The organism is Billgrantia sp. NRB1 (assembly GCF_056921725.1).
In genome coordinates this window covers 3,595,417-3,614,298 of record NZ_CM167783.1, presented here as the reverse complement: position 1 = coordinate 3,614,298, position 18,882 = coordinate 3,595,417, and the positions used below count along the sequence as shown (strand labels likewise).

The 18,882-nt window shown below is 65.1% G+C and carries 15 protein-coding genes and 3 pseudogenes; 9 read left to right on the top strand and 9 right to left on the bottom strand.

The genetic code is table 11. From position 1 onward, the window contains the following. Window positions 1-97 precede the first annotated feature (97 nt). Together ACZIYR_RS16430 and ACZIYR_RS16425 are read left to right on the top strand one after the other, a co-directional pair. The gene (locus tag ACZIYR_RS16430; protein WP_473034837.1) at window positions 98-1,084 is read left to right on the top strand and encodes an ABC transporter substrate-binding protein; all 987 of its coding nucleotides are present in this window, start codon (window positions 98-100) and stop codon (window positions 1,082-1,084) included. Window positions 1,085-1,086: 2 nt separating this feature from the next. After that, a pseudogene (locus ACZIYR_RS16425) lies at window positions 1,087-2,265 on the top strand (ABC transporter permease); the annotation flags it as partial. 23 nt (window positions 2,266-2,288) lie between these two features. On the opposite strand, the pseudogene ACZIYR_RS16420 reads toward ACZIYR_RS16425, so the two are convergent. Continuing rightward, window positions 2,289-3,430, bottom strand: a pseudogene (locus ACZIYR_RS16420) (IS3 family transposase). A 64-nt stretch (window positions 3,431-3,494) separates the two neighbouring features. Here ACZIYR_RS16420 and ACZIYR_RS16415 point away from each other — a divergent pair. From ACZIYR_RS16415 to ACZIYR_RS16395, 5 genes and pseudogenes are all read left to right on the top strand, one after another. Next, window positions 3,495-4,025 (top strand): annotated as a pseudogene (locus ACZIYR_RS16415) (ABC transporter permease); the annotation flags it as partial. Further along, window positions 4,013-5,059, top strand: a complete 1,047-nt coding sequence (locus ACZIYR_RS16410) for an ABC transporter ATP-binding protein (RefSeq protein WP_483527443.1) — start codon at window positions 4,013-4,015, stop codon at window positions 5,057-5,059. The pseudogene ACZIYR_RS16415 and the gene ACZIYR_RS16410, both read left to right, overlap by 13 nt. Then, entirely contained in the window at window positions 5,056-6,102 is a 1,047-nt protein-coding gene (locus ACZIYR_RS16405) for an MBL fold metallo-hydrolase (protein WP_483527442.1), read from the top strand. The genes ACZIYR_RS16410 and ACZIYR_RS16405 overlap by 4 nt, the downstream gene beginning before the upstream one ends. Then, the gene (locus tag ACZIYR_RS16400; RefSeq protein WP_473034833.1) at window positions 6,089-6,637 is read left to right on the top strand and encodes a histidine phosphatase family protein; all 549 of its coding nucleotides are present in this window, start codon (window positions 6,089-6,091) and stop codon (window positions 6,635-6,637) included. Before ACZIYR_RS16405 ends, ACZIYR_RS16400 begins: the two co-directional genes overlap by 14 nt. Then, on the top strand, window positions 6,627-7,079 hold the full coding sequence (locus ACZIYR_RS16395; RefSeq protein ID WP_483527441.1) for a phosphatase domain-containing protein: 453 nt from the start codon (window positions 6,627-6,629) through the stop codon (window positions 7,077-7,079). The genes ACZIYR_RS16400 and ACZIYR_RS16395 overlap by 11 nt, the downstream gene beginning before the upstream one ends. A gap of 68 nt (window positions 7,080-7,147) precedes the next feature. Here ACZIYR_RS16395 and ACZIYR_RS16390 read toward each other — a convergent pair whose 3' ends face one another. From ACZIYR_RS16390 to ugpB, 6 genes are all read right to left on the bottom strand, one after another. Further along, window positions 7,148-8,521, bottom strand: coding sequence for a CHAD domain-containing protein (locus ACZIYR_RS16390; protein WP_483529098.1), 1,374 nt, complete (start codon window positions 8,519-8,521; stop codon window positions 7,148-7,150). A 289-nt stretch (window positions 8,522-8,810) separates the two neighbouring features. Continuing rightward, window positions 8,811-9,611 carry an inositol monophosphatase family protein gene (locus ACZIYR_RS16385; protein WP_483527440.1) on the bottom strand — a complete coding sequence of 267 codons (801 nt, stop codon included), beginning with the start codon at window positions 9,609-9,611 and terminating at the stop codon, window positions 8,811-8,813. Beyond that, complete coding sequence (locus ACZIYR_RS16380) at window positions 9,608-10,681, bottom strand: sn-glycerol-3-phosphate import ATP-binding protein UgpC (protein WP_473034828.1); 1,074 nt, start codon at window positions 10,679-10,681, stop codon at window positions 9,608-9,610. Before ACZIYR_RS16380 ends, ACZIYR_RS16385 begins: the two co-directional genes overlap by 4 nt. Window position 10,682: 1 nt before the next feature. Beyond that, a complete protein-coding gene (ugpE, locus tag ACZIYR_RS16375; RefSeq protein ID WP_473034827.1) occupies window positions 10,683-11,531 on the bottom strand; it encodes a sn-glycerol-3-phosphate ABC transporter permease UgpE in 849 nt (282 codons plus the stop codon). 21 nt (window positions 11,532-11,552) lie between these two features. After that, window positions 11,553-12,437, bottom strand: coding sequence for a sn-glycerol-3-phosphate ABC transporter permease UgpA (ugpA, locus tag ACZIYR_RS16370; protein ID WP_473034826.1), 885 nt, complete (start codon window positions 12,435-12,437; stop codon window positions 11,553-11,555). Window positions 12,438-12,509: 72 nt separating this feature from the next. Beyond that, complete coding sequence (gene ugpB, locus ACZIYR_RS16365) at window positions 12,510-13,829, bottom strand: sn-glycerol-3-phosphate ABC transporter substrate-binding protein UgpB (protein ID WP_483527439.1); 1,320 nt, start codon at window positions 13,827-13,829, stop codon at window positions 12,510-12,512. Window positions 13,830-14,117: 288 nt separating this feature from the next. Here ugpB and ACZIYR_RS16360 point away from each other — a divergent pair, with 288 nt between their 5' ends. After that, a complete protein-coding gene (locus ACZIYR_RS16360; RefSeq protein WP_483527438.1) occupies window positions 14,118-15,878 on the top strand; it encodes a GGDEF domain-containing protein in 1,761 nt (586 codons plus the stop codon). Window positions 15,879-16,015: 137 nt separating this feature from the next. Further along, a complete protein-coding gene (locus ACZIYR_RS16355; protein ID WP_483527437.1) occupies window positions 16,016-17,266 on the top strand; it encodes an MFS transporter in 1,251 nt (416 codons plus the stop codon). Here the strand turns inward: ACZIYR_RS16355 and ACZIYR_RS16350 are convergent. Beyond that, window positions 17,263-18,126, bottom strand: coding sequence for an undecaprenyl-diphosphate phosphatase (locus tag ACZIYR_RS16350; RefSeq protein ID WP_483527436.1), 864 nt, complete (start codon window positions 18,124-18,126; stop codon window positions 17,263-17,265). The genes ACZIYR_RS16355 and ACZIYR_RS16350 overlap by 4 nt on opposite strands. 108 nt (window positions 18,127-18,234) lie before the next feature. Further along, complete coding sequence (locus tag ACZIYR_RS16345) at window positions 18,235-18,867, bottom strand: histidine phosphatase family protein (RefSeq protein ID WP_483527435.1); 633 nt, start codon at window positions 18,865-18,867, stop codon at window positions 18,235-18,237. Window positions 18,868-18,882: the final 15 nt, after the last annotated feature.

The following is an 18,882-nucleotide window of genomic DNA, read 5'->3' as shown; positions in this document are numbered from 1 at the left end:
TGCGAAGCACATGGCTTGTCGAACGAAACGTTGGTGTCACTTTGCTGTAAGGCGATGACAGTAATGTTGATGGGGCCCAACCTCAGGAGATTTTCTCATGTTGAAGCGCCCCTCGATTACCGCTCTTTCCGCAGCCGCAATACTGGCCGGCCTGGCTCTTCCCGCACTCGCCAGCGACAAGCTCGTGCTCTACACCAGCCAGCCCAACAGCGATGCCCAGCAGACCGTCGATGCCTTTCGTGCCGCCCACCCGGATATCGAGGTGGAGTGGGTGCGCGACGGCACTACGCAACTGATGACCCGTCTGCGCTCCGAGCTCTCGGCCGGCGTCAGCAATCCCGACGTGCTGCTGATTGCCGACAGCATGACCATGGTGTCACTCAAGCAGGAGGGGCATCTGCAGGGCTACCTCAGCCCCGAGCGCGAGGCCTATGCTGCCGAACTGTATGAGCCGGAGGGCTACTACTACGGCACCAAGCTGATCACCACCGGTATCGTCTACAACACCGGTGCCGATCGACAGCCGCAGAGCTGGGAGGAGCTCACCCAGCCCGAATACGCTGGGCAGGTCACCATGCCGAGCCCCCTCTACTCGGGCGCCGCGCTGATTCATATGGCGGCGGTGGAGGCTCATCCTGATCTGGGGGAGGGATACTATGAGGCGCTGCAGGCCAACCGCACCGAGGCCCAGGGCGGTAACGGCGGCGTGTTCAATGCCGTGGCGGCAGGCAACAAGCCCTATGGCATCGTGGTGGACTTCCTGCCGATCCGTGAGGCCGCCAAGGGCTCGCCGGTGGCGTTTGTGTTCCCCGAAGAGGGCGTGAGCGCCGTGACCGAGCCGGTCGCCATCATGCAGCAGGCCAGGAATCTCGAAGCGGCGCAGAAGTTCGTCGATTTCGTGCTCTCGCGTGAAGGGCAGGAGCTGGTCAGCGAGCAGGGCTACCTGCCCGCACATCCCGAGGTGGCGCCGCCCGAGGGCTTCCCCGCGCGTGACGATATCGCCCTGATGCCGCTGGATACCCAGAGTGCCCTGGCCAGGGAAGCCGAGCTCAAGCAGCGCTTTGGCGACCTTTTCGGTAGCTGATCATGACACCGAGTCTGACTGACGGCAGCCAGCAACGCTGGCTGCTCACCTTGTTAACCATCACTATCGTGGCGCTCAGCCTCGTGCCCAGCCTGCGCTTGCTGATGGAAGCGCTGGGCGACCTGGCCCAGGGCAACGAGGCACCGCTATGGCGAGTGCTGCAGGCCGAGAGCACCTGGCGGGCACTCTGGCGCAGCCTCTATACCTCGGGGCTGGGCATGCTGATTGCCCTGGCGCTGGGAAGCCTGTTCGCCTTCGTGGTCACGCTGACCAATATTCGCGGCAAGGCCTGGCTGGTGTTCTGCTTCATGCTGCCCATGATGATTCCGCCCCAGGTCACGGCGCTGAGTTGGCTGCAGCTCTTCGGTCCGGCCAGTCCGCTGCTCAAGAGCATCGGCATGGCGCCACCGCTGGGCAGCCCGCAGCCCCTGTACTCCGCCGAGGGCATTGCCCTGCTGCTGGGCATCCAGAGTGCGCCGCTGGTGTTCCTGGCTCTACGCACCTCACTGCTTTCCCTCCCCCGTGAGCTGGTCGAGGCCGCCAGAATCAGCGGCGCCCGCCAGACCCAGGTGTGGGGCCATATCATCCTGCCGGTGACTCGCGGCGGCCTGATCGCCGGCGGTGCCATGGCGTTCATCTCCAGCCTGGGCAACTTCGGCATCCCGGCCATGTTGGGCATCCCCGCCGGCTACTATGTGCTGCCGACCCTGATCTACCAGCGCATGGCCAGCTTCGGCACCGGCGTGCTGGCCGAGATGGCCTCGCTGTCGCTGCTGATCGGCTTTCTGGCGCTGGCCGGTGTGGCACTGCAACAGGCGTGGATGAAGCGCAGCCGATTCGGCCTGGTGGGCCATGCCGGACGTGCCCACGACTTCTCGCTGGGGCGTTGGCGCAGCGCGGTGACCGCACTGTTGGTCGCTGTGCTGATGGCGATTCTGGTCGCACCCCTGGCCGCCTTGATAGTGAGCTCGCTGGTGCCTGCCGTGGGGGTGCCGCTCTCCTGGGAGACCGCCACCTTGAATGCCTATCACGAAGTGATCGGACGCCAGGGGGCGACCTGGCGTGCAGTGCACAATAGCCTGAGGCTTGCGGGAGGGGCCGCGCTGGTGCTGATGCTGTGTAGCCTGCCACTGGCCTACCGCCTGCAGCGTCTTCCCCAGCGCTGGCAGAACCTTGTTCTGGTCAAGTCAGAGCGGACACATTTTCAAGCCGCAGCTGCCAATTCAATCTCCCTCGGCGTCTGGTAGCCCAGGGTCGAGTGGAGCCGGCAGCTGTTGTACTCCATCTCGATGTAGTCGATCACATCCCGCCGTGCTGCCTGCCGGCTCCAGTATCGCTGGCCCGCCAGCCACTCGCTTTTCAGTGAGCCGAAGAAGCGCTCCATCACGGCATTGTCCCAGCAGTTCCCCTTCCGGCTCATCGAAGCCTGGAACCCGTGTCGATCCAGCCTGGCGCGGTAATCACGTGACGCGTACTGGCTGCCGCGATCGCTGTGATGAATCAGCCCTCTCTCGGGCTGCCGGCGACCTACGGCCATTTCCAAGGCATCCAGGACCAGCGGCGTGCGCATGTGGTCAGCCATCGCCCAGCCCACCAGCTGCCGATCGTGGAGGTCGAGCACCGCCGCCAGATAGAGCCATCCTTCCAGCGTCCAGATCGCCGTGATATCGGCCACCCAGGCCCGATTCGGTGCTGCCACCATGAACTGGCGGTTCAGCAGGTTGGGCGCCACCGGCAGGCTATGCTCACTGTCGGTCGTATGGCGCCAGCGGCGCCGCTGACGTGCCTCTACACCTGCTTCCCGCATCAGGCTGCGGGCCTGGTAACGGCCGACGTCGTAGCCTCGGCGTCGTAGCTCTCTGGCCATGCGACGGCTTCCGTAGCTGCCACGCTTCTGGCGATGAATCTCTCTGACCTCTTGAAGTAAGGCCTGACGATGGTCATCAGGGCCACGCCGTCGCCAGGCATAGAAACCGCTCCGGCTGACCTGCATGACTCGACACAACACGGCCACGGGATAGGTGGCCTTCTCCGACTCGATAAACTGGTATCTCAGCTCGACTCTTTGGCGAAGAAGGCCGCCGCCTTTTTTAAAATATCCTTTTCAATCTGAAGCTTACGAACTTCTTCGCGGAGCTTTTTGATCTCGGCGTCGCGATCGTCCTCCTGCCGCCCCGGGGTGCCGGAGACCTGCTGACGGTGCTTGCGGCACCAGCGGTCCAGCACGCTGCGCTCCACGCCAAGGCGCCGGGCGGCCTCGGATACGGAATACCCCTGATCGATCACCAGGCTCACCGCATCCGCCTTGAATTCATCGGAAAACCGACGTCGAGTCTTCTTGGTCATGAACACCTCCATTGCCTCTATTATGAGGCTTATCGGGGTGTCCGCTCCAATTGGACCACTTCACCTGGCGCTGAGTGCCATCGAGCTACCCTACGCGCTGCCGGGTGTGGTGCTGGCGGTGGCTTGCATCCTGCTCTTCGTGCGGCCTATTCCGGTGGTCAACGTAGCCCTCTACGGCACCCTGGGGCTGATCTTCGTCGCTTACCTGATGCGCTTTCTGGTGGTGTGCCTCAAGCCGGTGTCCGCGGGGCTTTCCCAGCTCGACCCTGCATTGGAGGAGGCCGCCCAGCTTGCAGGTGCCGGACCCTGGCGGCGCTTGGTAGGCATCGTGCTGCCGTTGGTGGCTCCGGCCATGTTTGCGGGTGGACTGCTGGTGTTCCTGCTGGCGGTAAACGAGCTGACGGTCTCGGCTCTGCTGTGGAGTGCCGGCAGCGAGACCCTGGGCGTTCTGATCTTCAATCTTGCGGAGGGTGGCGAGAGCGTCCTGGCTGCAGCGGTGTCGGTGCTGGTGGTGGCGATGATCGCTGCGCTGATGCTACTCCTCAGCGTGCTGGCGCCTCGCCTGCCCAAGGGAGTCGTGCCATGGCAGAGCTGATAATCGATCGGGTTACCAAGCGCTTCGGCGAACAGTCCGCCGTCGAGGCCCTCTCGCTGGACATCGAACCGGGAGAGTTCGTCGCGTTGCTCGGCCCCAGCGGCTGCGGCAAGACCACCATGCTGCGCATGCTGGCCGGCTTCGAGTCACTCAGCGAGGGCAAAATTCGCCTGGGGCAGCGCACACTGGCCAGCCGTGAGCACCATGTGCCGCCCGAACAGCGCAACATGGCGATGGTGTTCCAGTCCTACGCCCTATGGCCGCATATGAGCGTGGCCGATAACGTCGGCTACCCGCTCAAGCTGCGGCGTCTAGCGGGCGAGGCCTACCGCCGTAGGGTGGAACAGGCGCTGGCGATGGTGGATCTCGCTCCTTACGCCGAGCGCACGCCGCAGGCGCTGAGCGGCGGTCAGCGACAACGCGTGGCGCTGGCCCGCTGCCTGGTCACCGATCCGCAAGTGGTGCTACTCGACGAACCCTTGGCCAACCTCGATCGCCACCTTCGGGCGTCCATGGAGCAAAGCTTTCGGGAGTTTCATCGCCGCACCCGGGCCACCATGATCTACGTCACCCATGACCAGAGCGAGGCGATGTCGTTGGCTGATCGCATCGCCGTGATGCGTGACGGCCGGCTGGCGCAATGGGCCACGCCCGAAGCGCTCTATCGCAAGCCACGCAGTGCCTGGGTAGCCGGCTTCATCGGCCAGGGCAGCCTGCTCCGGGTGGCGGCGGGGCGGCCGGGCCGGCGCCTGGAAGAGGCTGCCTTGATGCGCGGGCTTGCCGCCGTTTCCGGCGAGCGTACCCAGTCGGTGCTGGTGCGTCCCGAGCATGTCATGGTGTTGCCTGATGACTCAGCAGGGCGGGGCCTGCTGGCGCGGGTGGAGAGCGTGACCTTCCGTGGCGAGCGCTACGAGTTGCACCTGCGTCTCGAAAGCGGTGAGACGCTGCTGGCCTATCATCATGCCGCGCCTGCCATGGGGCAGGAGGTGACGGTTGTGCTGCACGAGGGATGGTGCCTGGAGCCCGACGTATGAGCCTGCGTATCGAAGTGCTCAGCGGACTGGGCGAGAAGGCCCCGGCCGCCATCCTGGTCGAGGCCGAGGGCAGGCGCCTGCTGCTCGATGCCGGCGGTGCCCTCCACCCGGGGCAGTCGAGCGAATGGGCCAAGGGCCTGGATGTCGATGCGGTGCTGATCAGCCACGACCATGTCGATCATATCGGCGGCGTGGCGGCGTTGCCCGCCGAGCTGCCGCTCTACTGTACGGCCCCGGTGGCGGCTGCCCTGCCGCAGGGGCGTGAGTGGCGTCCCTTGCCCGCACGCGGCGAGTGTCGGATTGCTGGCATTACGGTTACCACTGGCCAGGCGGGGCATTCGCTGGGCGGTGTATGGCTGCATCTCGGTGTTGGTCAAGGCGTTTATTACAGCGGTGATGCCTGCCTGGAATCGCTGCTGTTTCCCTTCGACGAGCCGCCGCCGGCCTGCGTTGCGCTGCTGGATGCTTCCTACGGGCTCTACGATGTGCCCCAGGCGCAGTGCCGAGACGCCCTTGCGCAGCAGCTGAGCGAACCGCGGGTAATGCCGGTGCCGGCTTCGGGTCGCGCGCTGGAGATGGCGCTGTGGCTCGATGCCATGGCGCCGCGGCTCGGCATCGACTGGAACCTGGACGACGCCTGTCGGGTGGGGCTCGAACGCTTGCTGTGCCTGCCCGCCACGCTGCGCCGGGTGGAACACGACGCGGCCATTCGCCGGCTGCTCGAGGCCTCGCATTCGACCTCGCCCAGACTGTGGCTGGTGGAAGACTGCGACGACGACCCGGATGACTGGCCGATTCATCGCCTGCTTCATACCGGCTATCTCACCCCCCGACGACAGCGTCAGCGCGCAGCGGGTGAGGTCGACTGGCGACGCTGGAACGTCCACCTGCGATTGTCGCACCTGCGCGTACTGGTGCATCGGCTCCGGGCCATACGGGCGATTCCACTGTTCACTTCCCAAACCCATGAGGTAAGCAACATGTTGCAACTACCGACAGGATTGGCCGTGAACGCGGCGGAGGAAAGCGATGTTGCTGGCTAGGCCCTTCGTCTTCATTCGCCACGGCGAGACCCGGCTCAATCGCGAGCAGCGCATCTGCGGGCGCATCGACGTGCCATTGACGGCGCTGGGCGAGGCTCAGGCGCGCCGGGCCGGCGCCTGGCTGGAGCGACCCTGGAGCCGGGTCGTGACCAGCACCCTGCAACGCGCCTGGCACACCGCGGAGCTGGCGGTGCCCGGCCAGCAGGCCACGCGCCTGAGCGGGCTCGACGAGCGCGACTGGGGGCAGTTGGACCAGATGCATCTGACGCAGCAGCCGGCCTACGAAGCCACGCCACCCGGCGGCGAGAGCTGGGCGGATTTTCAGGCCCGGGTGCTGACGGCGCTCAACGGCGTGCTGGCAAGCGCGGAGCTGCCGCTGATTGTGGCTCACTCGGGGGTGTTTCGGGCCATCCGCGCCCAACTGATCGGCACGCCGCACGGCCCGCGGCTGGCCAACGCCACCCCGTACTTGATGTCGCCCGGCGTTCTGGGTTGGCAAATACACCGCTATGAGGCACATCAGCATGCAAGATAACGCAGTAATCGTCGATGTCGACGGCACCCTGGCAGAGTTCAATCCCGGCCGGGAGGGGGCCTGGGTGCTGGGGCCGGAAAAACAGTGGGATCCATTTTTTTCGCATATGGCCGAGGCCCCGGCCATCGAGCCGGTCGTGAGACTGGTACGCATCCTGGCGGAACAGGGCCAGAGCATCGTGATCTGCAGTGGTCGGCCCGATGGCTATCGCGAGCACACCCGGCGCTGGCTGATGGAGCAAGAGATTCCCTACCACGGCCTCTACCTGCGAGACCAGGGTGATGATCACCTCGCCGACGAAGTCGTAAAATCCCGGCTGCTTGAGCGTATGCGCTGTGACGGCTTCATCCCCTGGTTAGTCCTGGATGATCGCGATGCCGTGGTGGCGCAGTGGCGTCGCCTGGGCCTCACTTGCCTGCAGTGTGCCGACGGTGCTTTCTAAGCCTTCCAGCTTAGCGGTGCGGCGGTCGTCAAGGGCAGAGCCTGGTGGCTTTCGCCGCTCAGGAGGATTCACAGGGCGTCCTTGCTGGCAAGGGCGCCAAGCCTCAGGATGGCGTGCCGTGCCGCGGCCTTGCGTTCCTCGCGTCGTGCTTGCCAATGACGCAGCGCCTGAAGAGTTTCCCGAGAGGGCGATGCCTGTTGACGAAAGGCCTCGAACCAGGCCAGCTGCGTGCAGAGGTCCTGAAACTCTCCCAGCCGCTCCTGGCGCCCCTTGAGCTGGTCGAGCAGGCCCCGGTGCCTTTCCGGTGCCAACTCGGCGAGATAGCGGATGCGCTTCACCTGCTTGCGCAGCCGATGCAGTGCCGCATCCGGAGAGGCTTCGTCGAGAGAGTTAAGGAGCGCATCATGGCGGGCCAGTTGCTCGTGCAAGACCTGATCGACCTGAGGTTTCTTCAGGCGGTTGAGTGCCTTGGCAAAGTCCCCAGAGTCGATGAGCTCCCTCCATGCCTGCATGTCGCGAGCATAGCGTCGCCCTCGCAAGTTTTCCCTGAACGCCTGGCGCGCCCTCTGTGCCTCGGCACGCAGCCAGGCAATTATCGGCTCCCGTGCTTTCCGGGGGGCATCGTTAGACCGCCGGCTCAGGTCATCCAGCATTACCTCCAGGTCGCGCAAGTCGCTGGTGGCCTGTGCATGACGACGCAGCCCTTTCAACGCACGCTTGAGCCCCGGGATGTCAAGAATGGCTTTCAGCGCCTCTCCCACCGCTCGGCTGCGTCGCAGGTTGACCCGATACTGGTGCAGGAATTCGGGGTCGTGCCCGGCGCTTGCACCGGCTTCCAGGGATCGGATCATGCGGTACTGGTATGCCAGTCGATACTGGATGCGCGTGGCCGTCTCCAGCTTGTCGAGGCGCGGCGGTTCAGGCGCCTTACGCTGGAACAGGGTATGACTCGCTTCCAGAGGCGAGAGCGTATGGCGGACCTCCCCTTGGCAGCGGCCCAGATCGTGCCAGGTGTCGATGGGCAGGGCGAGGTGTATCAGCCCACCGGTCGGTAGCCGCTTGGGCACCTCGTCGCTCAAACGTTGGGCCAGTGCCAGCAGGGCAGGATTATGGCCGATCAAGGCGAGATGATCGACCGCAGGATCAACGGCCTGGAGCCATCGGTGAAGCGCTTCTTCCTCGAAGGTGTAAAGGGCGTCATGGCACCGTGCCCGCTTTACCAGATCCAGCTCGTGCAGAGCGGTATCCAGTGCCTCTAGCGTTTGCCGAGCCCGAAGGGCCGAGCTGACGTGGATGTCTCCGCAAAAGGCACCAAGTTGCCTCAGCGCCGGGGCCATGGCCGCTGCCTGGCGCTGGCCTCGGGCGCTCAGCGGACGCTGGCGATCCTCGATATCGCCAGTTCGTTTCGCCCTGGCATGTCGAATCAAGTAGAGATGCTTCATGGCAGTCGACCCTCTTGTCCGTGGTGCGTCAGTCGTTTTTGCGATTGTCGGGCCGTTGCTCACATCTTGAGCGTCGCCGCTCGCGCTCACGGCGACGGTGCTGGGCCAGGGCATTGCCATTGGCCAATTGGACCAGGAACTCGACCTCCTCGTCACTCAGCGGTTCGCGCTGTCGCCGTGGCATCGGGCTGTCTCCTGTCGAAGGGTCTAGGTCTCTAGACGCTAACGACGGAGGATGACAGCAGGGTGACGAGTCGGGCCGGGCAAGGCATCAAGTGTATCGAGGTGGTCAGCCTGCCTTCAGCAAGGCTTCGAGCAGCGCATCGTGCCGCTCGGCATGGGCCACCAGCAGGCTGTGCCATTCGGCGGGATCGGTGTTGCCCTCGAGGTCAGTCACGACAAGGCCTGCCTCCTGGGCGAAGACGATACCGGCGGCCACATCCCACAGGTCGAGCCTGGCGCCCTGGGACCAGAAGGCATCGAAACGGCCAAGGCCGGTGTAGGCGATCTCCAGAGCTGCCGAGCCGGGGGTCCGAATCCCGGCCACGGTCGGCATCAGTGCCGTGAGCTGGCGCAGGCTGGTAGGGCAGTCGCCCTTGGCGTGATACGGCAGGCAGGTGGCGAGGAGCATTTCCGGCATGGGGCGGGCTGGAGAAGCGACGACACGATGGCTGCCAAGGTGGGCGCCTTGTCCTTTGACCGCCCACAGCATCTCGTCGAGCAGCGGCTGGTAGACCACCCCATGGGTCAGCTGGTTACCCTCTTGCACGGCGATGGACACCGAGAAGTGAGGCACGCGGTGCAGGAAGTTGTTGGTGCCATCCAACGGGTCGATGACCACCACGAGGGTGCCGTCCTGGGCTGGCGTTGCGCCCGTCTCCTCCCCCAGGAAACCCACCTCAGGATGGTGGCGACGCACGGTGTCGATGATGGCCCGCTCTGCCGCCCTGTCGTAGTCGGTCACGAAGTCCGAGGCGCCCTTGCACTGGAAATCGATCGTGCCTGCGGCCTGATAACCCTCGCGCAGGATTTCGCCGGCCGCCTGAGCGGCTTGCTTGAGCGTGTCGATTAGCGGCGTCTTGTGGATCATGCGGCCTCCTGTCGGGTGGGTTTGTCGGTGCGCCTTCCGCTTTCCCGGTGGAAGGGGTGCAGCGCTTCGCGGCGCACGTAAAAGCGCAGGGTCTCGCCTTCCGCCACCGGCGGCTGGCCGGCGGTGCGAATCACGCTGGACTGGTCGCTGCCGGCCAGGCGCACGTAGAGGTGGCTCTCAGCGCCGGCGGCCTCGAACAGCTCCAGGGTGGAGTCCACCACCAGATGTGGGCCACTCGGGGTCTGCATGTGCAGGTCGTCGGGGCGGATGCCGACGATATCGGTGCCTGTGGGCAGGTCCTCGAGTAGTCCATTGCCCCGCTCACGCAGATAGTCCAGCGGAATCAGGTTCATCGCCGGCGAGCCGATGAAGGTGGCCACGAACAGGGAGGCCGGGCGCGCGTAGATCTCCATGGGTGTGCCGACCTGTTCGATGCGACCGCCGTTGAGCACTACCAGGCGGTCGCCCAGGGTCATGGCCTCGAGCTGGTCGTGAGTGACGTAGAGGCTGGTGGTCTTGAGGCGACGCTGGAGCTGCTTGATCTCCACGCGCATCTGCACGCGCAGCTTGGCATCGAGATTGGAGAGCGGTTCGTCGAACAGGAAAGCGGCGGGTTCGCGCACCAGCGCCCGGCCCATAGCCACCCGCTGGCGCTGGCCGCCGGAGAGCTTGCGTGGCTTGCGCGGGAGGAACTCCTCGATTTCCAACATACGTGCCGCCTCGCGCACCCGGCGCTCTATCTCGTCGCGCTTGAAGCCGCGATTCTTCAGTCCGTAGGCGAGGTTGTCGAACACCGTCATGTGGGGATAGAGGGCGTAGTTCTGGAACACCATGGCAATGTCGCGCTGGGCGGGCTCCAGGTCGTTGACTATCCGCTCGCCGATGGTCAGCCGGCCCTCGCTGATGGTCTCGAGACCCGCCACCATGCGCAGCAGGGTCGACTTGCCGCAGCCCGAGGGGCCTACCAGCACTACGAATTCGCCGTCCGCCACCTCCAGGTCGACGCCCTTGACCGCCTGGACATCGCCGGGATAGGTCTTCTTCAGGCCTTCCAGCTTGATACTTGCCATTTTACTTCTCCGTCTCGGTCAGGCCCTTCACGAACAGCCGTTGCATGAACAGGATCACCAGCACCGGGGGCAGCGCGGCCATGACCACCGCGGCCATCACCAGGTGCCATTGCGGGTCGCCGTCGGCGGCGGTGGTCATGCGCTGCAGGCCCATGACGATGGTGTAGTAGTCGGGGTCGGTGGTGATCAGCAGGGGCCACAGGTACTGGTTCCAGCCGTAGATGAACATGATCACGAACAGCGCGGCGATGTTGGTCACCGACAGCGGCAGCAGGATGTCCTTGAAGAATTTCAGCGGCCCGGCGCCATCAACGCGGGCGGCTTCCAGCAGTTCTTCCGGCACCGTCATGAAGAACTGGCGGAACAGGAAGGTGGCGGTCGCCGAGGCGATCAGGGGGATGGAGAGGCCGGCGAAGCTGTTGAGCATGCCGAGGTCCGCCACCACGCGGAAGGTGGGGATGATGCGTACTTCCACCGGCAGCATCAGGGTGATGAAGACGATCCAGAAGAAGAACATCCGGAAGGGAAAGCGAAAATAGACGATGGCAAAGGCTGACAGCAGCGAGATGGACAGCTTGCCGAGGGTGATGGCCAGCGCCATCACCAGGCTGTTCCAGAGCATTTGGCCTGCCGGCGGGGCACCGGCGCGGGAGAGGCCGGTCTGCCACATGGCGCGGTAATTCTCCAGGGCGTGGCTACCTGGTACCAGCGGCAGGGTGCCGCGCAGGAACTCGCCCGGCCCCTGGGTGGAGGCGACGATGGCCACGTAGACCGGAAACAGCACCAGGGCCACGCCGAGGATGATGATCAGATGGGCAACCAGGTTGCCCCAGGGCCGGTTTTCGACCATGACGTTGCGTGCCTCTTGGAATCAGTAGTTGACGCGGCGTTCGATGAAGCGGAATTGGATCACCGTCAGCGCGATGACGATGGCCATCAGGATCACCGACTGGGCAGCCGAGCTGCCGATGTTCATGCCCACGAAGCCGTCGGCGTAGACCTTGTAGACCAGGATGTTGGTCGCCTGGGCCGGGCCTCCCTGGGTGGTGGCATGAATGACGCCGAAGGTGTCGAACATGGCGTAGACCACATTGACCACCAGCAGGAAGAAGGTGGTGGGGGTGAGCAGCGGGAAGACGATGGTCCAGAAGCGCTTGGCCGGACCGGCACCGTCGATGGCTGCGGCCTCGATCAGCGACTGCGGGATCGACTGGAGCCCGGCCAGGAAGAACAGGAAGTTGTAGGCGATCTGCTTCCAGGCCGCCGCGATGATCACCAGGATCATGGCATCCGTGCCCGAGGTGCGGTGGTTCCAGCGGTAGCCCAGCATGTCGAGCACGTAGGGCACGATGCCAATGGAGGGGTTGAAGATGAACCACCACAGCACACCGGCGATGGCCGGTGCGATGGCATAGGGCCACACCAGCAGGATGGTGTAGCCATCTCGGGAGCGAAGCATTCGGTTGACGGTGACTGCCAGGAGTAGGGCCGCGCTCATCGAGAGCAGGGTCGTGCCCAAGGCGAACACGGCGGTGACCGAGAGGGAGTTGAGATAGTAGGCGTCTTCGAACAGCCGGGAGAAATTGGCCAGCCCGACGAAGGTGGTGCTCAGGCCGAAGGCATCCTCGCGCAGCAGCGATTGGTACAGCGCCTGTCCCGCCGGCCAGATGAAGAAGATCAGGGTGATGATGACCTGAGGCGCCAGCAACGCATAGGGCAGCCAGCGACCGGGAAACGTCATGCGTTTGGTCTGCATGATTTATTGCTCGGCAAGACGATGGAAAAAGGCGCCCCCCTCCCAGGGGAGGGCGGCGCGAAAGGGCTGTTCTTATTGATTGGCTTGCTGGAAATCCCTAAGCAGGGCATTGCTGCGCCGTGCCGCATCGGCGCTGGCCTGCTCGCCGCTCTTGCGTCCGGCCATCACCGCTTCCATCTCCTCGGAAATCATGTCGCGAATTTGCACGAAGTTGCCGAAGCGCAGCCCCTTGGAGTTCTCGGTTGGCTCGTTGAGGGTCATCTGCTCGATGGAGATCTCGGTGCCCGGGTTCTCGGCATAGAAACCCTGTGCCTCGCTAAGCTCCCAGGCGGCATGGGTGATCGGCAGGTAGCCGGTGCGCTGATGCCAGTCGGCCTGCACCTCAGGCTCGGAGAGGTAATCGAAGAAGGCCGCCACGGCTGCGTACTCCTCCTCGCTGTGCCCGCGCAGCGTCCATAGGGTGGCACCACCGATGATGGAGTTTTGCGGCGCATCCTCTACGTCGGCGTAGTAGGGCAGCATGCCGTAGCCGACCGCGAAATCGGCATTGGCCAGCACGCCGGCACGGGCTGCCGAAGAACCGAAGAACATGGCGCACTCACCGGAATAGAACATCGGGGCGGCGTCGCTGCCCGGTCCCGGTCCACCCCAGCGGAACACGCCCTCGTCTTGCCACGTCTTCAGGTTGTCCCAGTGGCGGGCCACCAGCTCGTTATCGAAGACGAACTCCGTTTCGAGGCCGCCGAAGCCGTTTTCCAGGGTGCCCAGCGGCGAGTTGTGCATGGCGGAGAAGTTCTCCAGCATCACCCAGCTCGGCCAGGAGGTGGTGAAGCCGCAGCTGGCGGCATCCTGCTCGCTTAGCCGGCGTGAATAGGCTTCGACGTCCTCCCAGGTCTGCGGCGCACCCTCGAGCCCCGCCGCCTCGAAGGCATCGCGGTTGTAGTAGAGGATCGGGGTGGAGGAGTTGAAGGGAAAGGAGAGCATGTTGCCGCGGGTATCGGTGTAGTAGCCCACCACTGCCGACAGGAAGGCCTCCCGATCGAAGGCTCGGCCATGGTCTTCCATCAGCTGGTAAACGGGATAGACGGCGCCTTCGGCGGCCATCATGGTGCCAGTTCCGACCTCGAACACCTGCAGGATGTGGGGATGCTGGCCGGCGCGGAAGGCGGCGATGGCACCGGTCATGGTCTCGGTGTAGTTGCCCCGGTAGCTGGGGCGAACCCGATACTCCTCTTGGGAGGCGTTGAAGTCTTCGGTGATGCCTTCCAGTATCTCGCCGAGTTCGCCGCCCATAGCATGCCACCATTGCACCTCCACGGTGGCATGAGCGGACAGCGACAGGCTGGCTGCGGCGATGCCGGCGGCCAGGCCTTTCAATAAAAATGCGGGCATGATGCTCTCCTTGCGTCTGCGGCGACCCATGGGCCAATGATGAAAATGAACACTTTTCCCGCCGATATTAGTGACAGGCGATGACATCGCGGTGGCAGAAAAATGTCGGTTAGGTGATGGTGGGTGGCTGACATCATGTATCCAGCCTGCCTCGGGGCGTTGGTCGTTCGCGGTGGGGCTGATGAGAGTTCGTGTCCATGGCGACGCTTCAGTGACACGCTTCCACTGTCATGGATTTGCCATCGCACTACCGCATCCTTATGGCTTTTCATGGCGACGAGTGTGGGCATGACACCGAGCGAGCAACACCTGCTGGAGGCGATCATTGTTGGGGAGCAGTTGACGCCCTACTTCCAGCCCATCGTCGATATGGGGCAACGCCGCATCCACGGCTATGAGGCGTTGATTCGTGGTCCACAGCATTCACCGCTGCACGCTCCCCAGCGGCTTTTCGAGAGCGCCATGCAGGCCGGTCTGCTAGTGGAGCTGGACCTGCTCTGCCGGCGGCTGGCCATCGAACGTTTTGTGGCGCTGGGGCTTGGAGGAAAGCTGTTCCTCAATGTCATGCCCTCGACCCTGCTGGAGCGTGATTTTCGAGAGGGGCTGACCCTGGCCTATCTGGATAGAGGTGGGCTGGCACCGGAGCGGGTGGTAATCGAGCTTACCGAGCATCTTCCCATCGCGGATTACCAAGCGATGCGACAGGCCATGGACCACTATCGGGAGATGGGCTTTCGAGTGGCCCTAGACGACCTGGGGGCGGGTCACTCCAGCCTTCGCCACTGGGCGGAATTGCGTCCGGACATGGTCAAGCTGGATCGTCACTTCGTCGCCGGGATCGATAGTTCTCCCGACAAGCGCGAGTTCCTGCGCTCGCTGCTGGACGTGGCCCGCAGCCTGGGATGTGAACTGATTGCGGAAGGTGTCGAAACCGCCGAGGAGCAGCGCTGTCTCTGGGAGCTGGACCGTGGGCTCGTGCTGCTGCAGGGCTATTATTTCGCCCGACCCTGTGCCGAGCCACCGCGCCAGGTGTCGCCGCTGCTGCCCAGCCACGGCCTGACGGCACAGTCACCGCGACGCAGTGCCAGCGCGATTGTTGCGCAGGTGGACCCTGTCTCGCCGAGGCTGCCGGTTCTGTCCCTGGTAGAGCGCTTCCGTGCCCAGCCCGAGCTTCGCTGCGTGCCGGTGGTGGAGGCTGACCGCCCACTGGCGGTGGTGCGTCGTCACGAATTCCTGACGCTGTTCACCAATCCCTACAGTCATGCTCTGCACGCCAGAACAGAGGTGGATCAGATCGCCGATCGTCACCTGCTCAGCGTGCCTCAGGATACGTCCCTGGAAGTACTCAGCCAGCGCATTACCGATGCCCGTGGGCTGCAGCAGGAGGACTTCGTAGTCGTCGACGATACAGGGCGCTACCGAGGCATGGGGAATATCATCGACCTGCTGCGGGAGATCACCGCCATCCAGGTGCGCCAGGCCCGCAACGCTAATCCGCTGACCGGCCTGCCGGGGAATATCCTGATTCAAGAAGCGTTGACCGAGCGGCTACGTCAGGGGCAGGCCCTGGTGGCGGTGTTTGCCGACCTGGATAACTTCAAGGCCTACAACGACGGCTATGGCTATGCCGAAGGGGATCGGATGATCCTGTCACTGTCGCGGCTGTTGTTGGCGCGCCTGAGTGATGCCGATGATTTCCTGGGGCATGTGGGCGGCGATGACTTCATGCTGCTGCTCGGGGGAGATGACTGGCGAGCTACCTGCGAGGCGATACTCGCGGATTTCGCCGCTCTGGTGCCCGAGTTCTATCGTCCTGAGCACCGCGCTGCCGGTGGCATGGTAGGTGAGAGTCGCCGGGGTGAGCAGGTCTTTCATCCGCTGGTCAGCCTGTCGCTGGCGGCGCGGCCGATAGCGGCCGGGGAAGCACTGGCGCCGCCACAGCTTGCCGCCGAGCTCTCCGAGCTCAAAGCCCAGGCCAAACGCCGGCCCGGCAACAGCCTCTTCGTCGATCGTCGCCACCACAGGCGTCGCGCGGGGAACTCCAGCTGAGGACACGGTGTCTCGGTCGTGTGCCGCTCTGGCTGCCAGAACTCAGATGACGAATGCAGCCTTCGCCAATGGCGTTGGCTAAAGGCGAAAAATTGTGTGTAGGCTAACGGTTTTCCCTGTTATGACCGGAGCCTGCCATGTCTGCCTCGCCTCCTGACGCTTTGTCGCTGCACGTTCGCGGAGAAGGCTGGCGGGTCCTTGCCGCCACGACCTGGGTGCAGGTCCTGTGCAGTGGGGGCATGCTGCTGGTGCCGACCCTGGCACCTCAGGTGGCGGCGGCCTTCGGCATACCCACCGGCTGGGTGGGGCTGCAGGTCAGCCTGCTCTACGGGGTGGCGATGCTCGCCTCGCTGCAGTCAGCGGTGCTAGCCAGACGCCTGGGGGGCTGCCGGGCCAGCCAGCTGGCCATGGCGCTGGTGATGGGGGGCTGTGCGCTGGCGCTGATCGGTACGCCCTTGGCCCTGCTGGCCACCACCCTGCTGCTGGGCCTTGCCTACGGTGTCACCAGCCCTGCGGCCGCCGAGCTGCTCTCCCGCTTCACCCCGCCGGAACGGCGCAACCTTGTCTACTCCATTAAGCAGACCGGCGTGCCCCTGGGCGGCGTGCTTGCCGGTTTGATGGCCCCCCCGCTGGCATCCATCTGGAACTGGCAAGCGGCCTTCCTGGCGGTGGGGGTGGCCTGCCTGGCCACCCTGCTGCTGCTTCAGCCGCGCCGCGAGCGATGGGATGCCAGCCGGGATGCCAGCGTGCGCATACAGCGGGCCGGCAGCCTGGGCGTGCTGCGCCGCTATTCTTCCATGCGTTGGCTGGGGGCCACCGGGTTCTGTCTCTCGGCCGCCCAGCTCTCGCTGCTCAGCTTCGCGGTGGCCTATATGGTGGAGGAGCTGCTGCTAAGCCTGGTGGTGGCCGGCGCCGTGGTCTCCCTGGTGCACGTGGCCGGGGTATCGGGCCGCTTGGCGTGGGGGGCGCTGGCCGACCGCCTGGGCGGCAGCCTGCCGGTGCTGTTTGGCCTCGCCGGGATCATTGCGGTGATCTTTTTCCTGCTGGCGGCGCTCGGCCCCGCGGTGCCAACCTGGCTGACGATCACGCTAATGGTGGTGGCCGGCGCCACAGCGGTGGGGTGGAACGGCGTCTACCTGGGAGAGGTAGCGCGGCGCTGCGAGCCCGGCGAGGTGGGCGAGGCCACCGCCGCCGTGCTGGTGCTCACCTATATGGGAGTACTGGTGGGGCCGGCGCTGTTCAGCCTGATCGTCTGGCTCACCGGCAGCTACGCCGTGGGCTTCCTGCTGCCCACGGCAACCGGCGCCCTGGCCGTGTTCTGCCTGTTTCGATGCGTGCGCAGCGACGGCCTGACCAAGGCTCGCCTCCCCAGGGACCGCCACCCCTAGCCAAGGTTGATCACGCCCAGCAGCACGGCGGCGGCCAGGCCCCAGAGGTAGAACGAGAAGACCTTCATGCGGGCGCGGTAGAGGAAGTAGAGCACCAGACGCAGGGCCAGGGCGCCCACGGCGGCGGCCACCACGAAGGCGGTCAGCATCACGGCATAGTCGAGTTCGCCGAGCCCGCCGTTGCGGGCCACTTCGACGGCCTGCACGCCGGTGGCGGCCAGGATGGTAGGGATCGCCAGGAAGAAGCTGTATTCCGCGGCCCAGCGGCGCTTGAGCCCGCTCAGCAGGGCGGCGGAGATGGTCAGGCCGCTGCGGCTAAAGCCCGGCACCAGCGCGAGCCCCTGGGCCGCGCCGATGACCAGGGCATTGCGCGGCGTGATCTGGCGCAGCCCCCGGGGGCGAGCGCCGAGGGTATCGGTCCACCACAACAGGAGCCCGGTCAGCGTCAGGGTGCCGACCACCAGCATGGGCAGCGCGAAGACCCGCTCAAAGGTGGTCTTGAGCAGCAGCCCCACCGCGGCGGTGGCCGCCACCGACAGCACGCAGAGCAGCGCCAGGCGCAGATAGAGCAGCTCACGCCCCAGGGAGCCGCGCCGAGAGGCCCACTCGAGGCTCTGGCGCGTGATGCCGACGCTCAGGCGCACCAGACTCGATCGAAACACGAGGGCGATGGAGACCAGGGTGCCGACATGCACCACCAGGTCGAAGAGAATCATCTCGGCGCTGTCCGGGGCCGGCAGACGGTGTCCCTGACCGATCAGCCAGTGCTGCGTGAGCACCAGATGGGCGGTAGAGCTGACCGGTAGAAACATGAAGACGCCTTGTATGGTGCCGAGCAGGGTGGCAATCCAGAGAGTCATGATGATCAACCGTCGAGTAGTGGTACGCCTAGGGGTGCGGCAGTGAGTCGTCTGCCTCCCGGGCAGCGGGCCATTGCACTAATCCACTTTATCTGGCTGGCCACGCCATCATCGCCCGATCCACTCCACCAGGCTGGTCTCGCCCAGAGCGTGGCGCTCGTGGCGGACGCGGCAGGTGGCGGCGTAGGGCAGGTCGAAAGCCAGGATCCGTGAGAGTGGCTGTGCCAGCACCTGGCGCAGCACGGCATTGGTGACAAAAAGGTGGCAGACTACCAGCACATGCCGACCGGGCGGCTCGGCCAGCAGCGACTCCCAGGCACCACCGACCCTTGCGTCGAAATCCGCCGGCCTCTCACCGCCGGGTGGGGCGTGGCGGCTGGGGTCGGCCCACAGCGCGGCCTGGTGGTCAGTATCGCCCTCCATGGCGCGCGCCTCAGCGTGGGTCTTGCCCTCCCAGTCGCCCAGGGCCATCTCGGCCAACCCTGGCTCCACCGTGACCGGCAGGTCGTGCTGCTCGCCCAGCCATAGGGCAAACTCGCGGCAGCGCGACAGCGGCGAGGTCACGATAGCGTCCCAGGGAGGCTCGCCCTCCACCGTCAGGGCGTAGACGGCCGCCTGCATCTGTTGCCAGCCCTGCTCGCTTAGGGGGTGGTCGGTGGTGCCGCGCAGCATCCGGCCCCCCACCGGTTCGCCGTGTCGGACCAGGTCTAGGGTAGTCACCTCGGCATCGGGAAAGCGCATGGTGGTGCTCCTGTT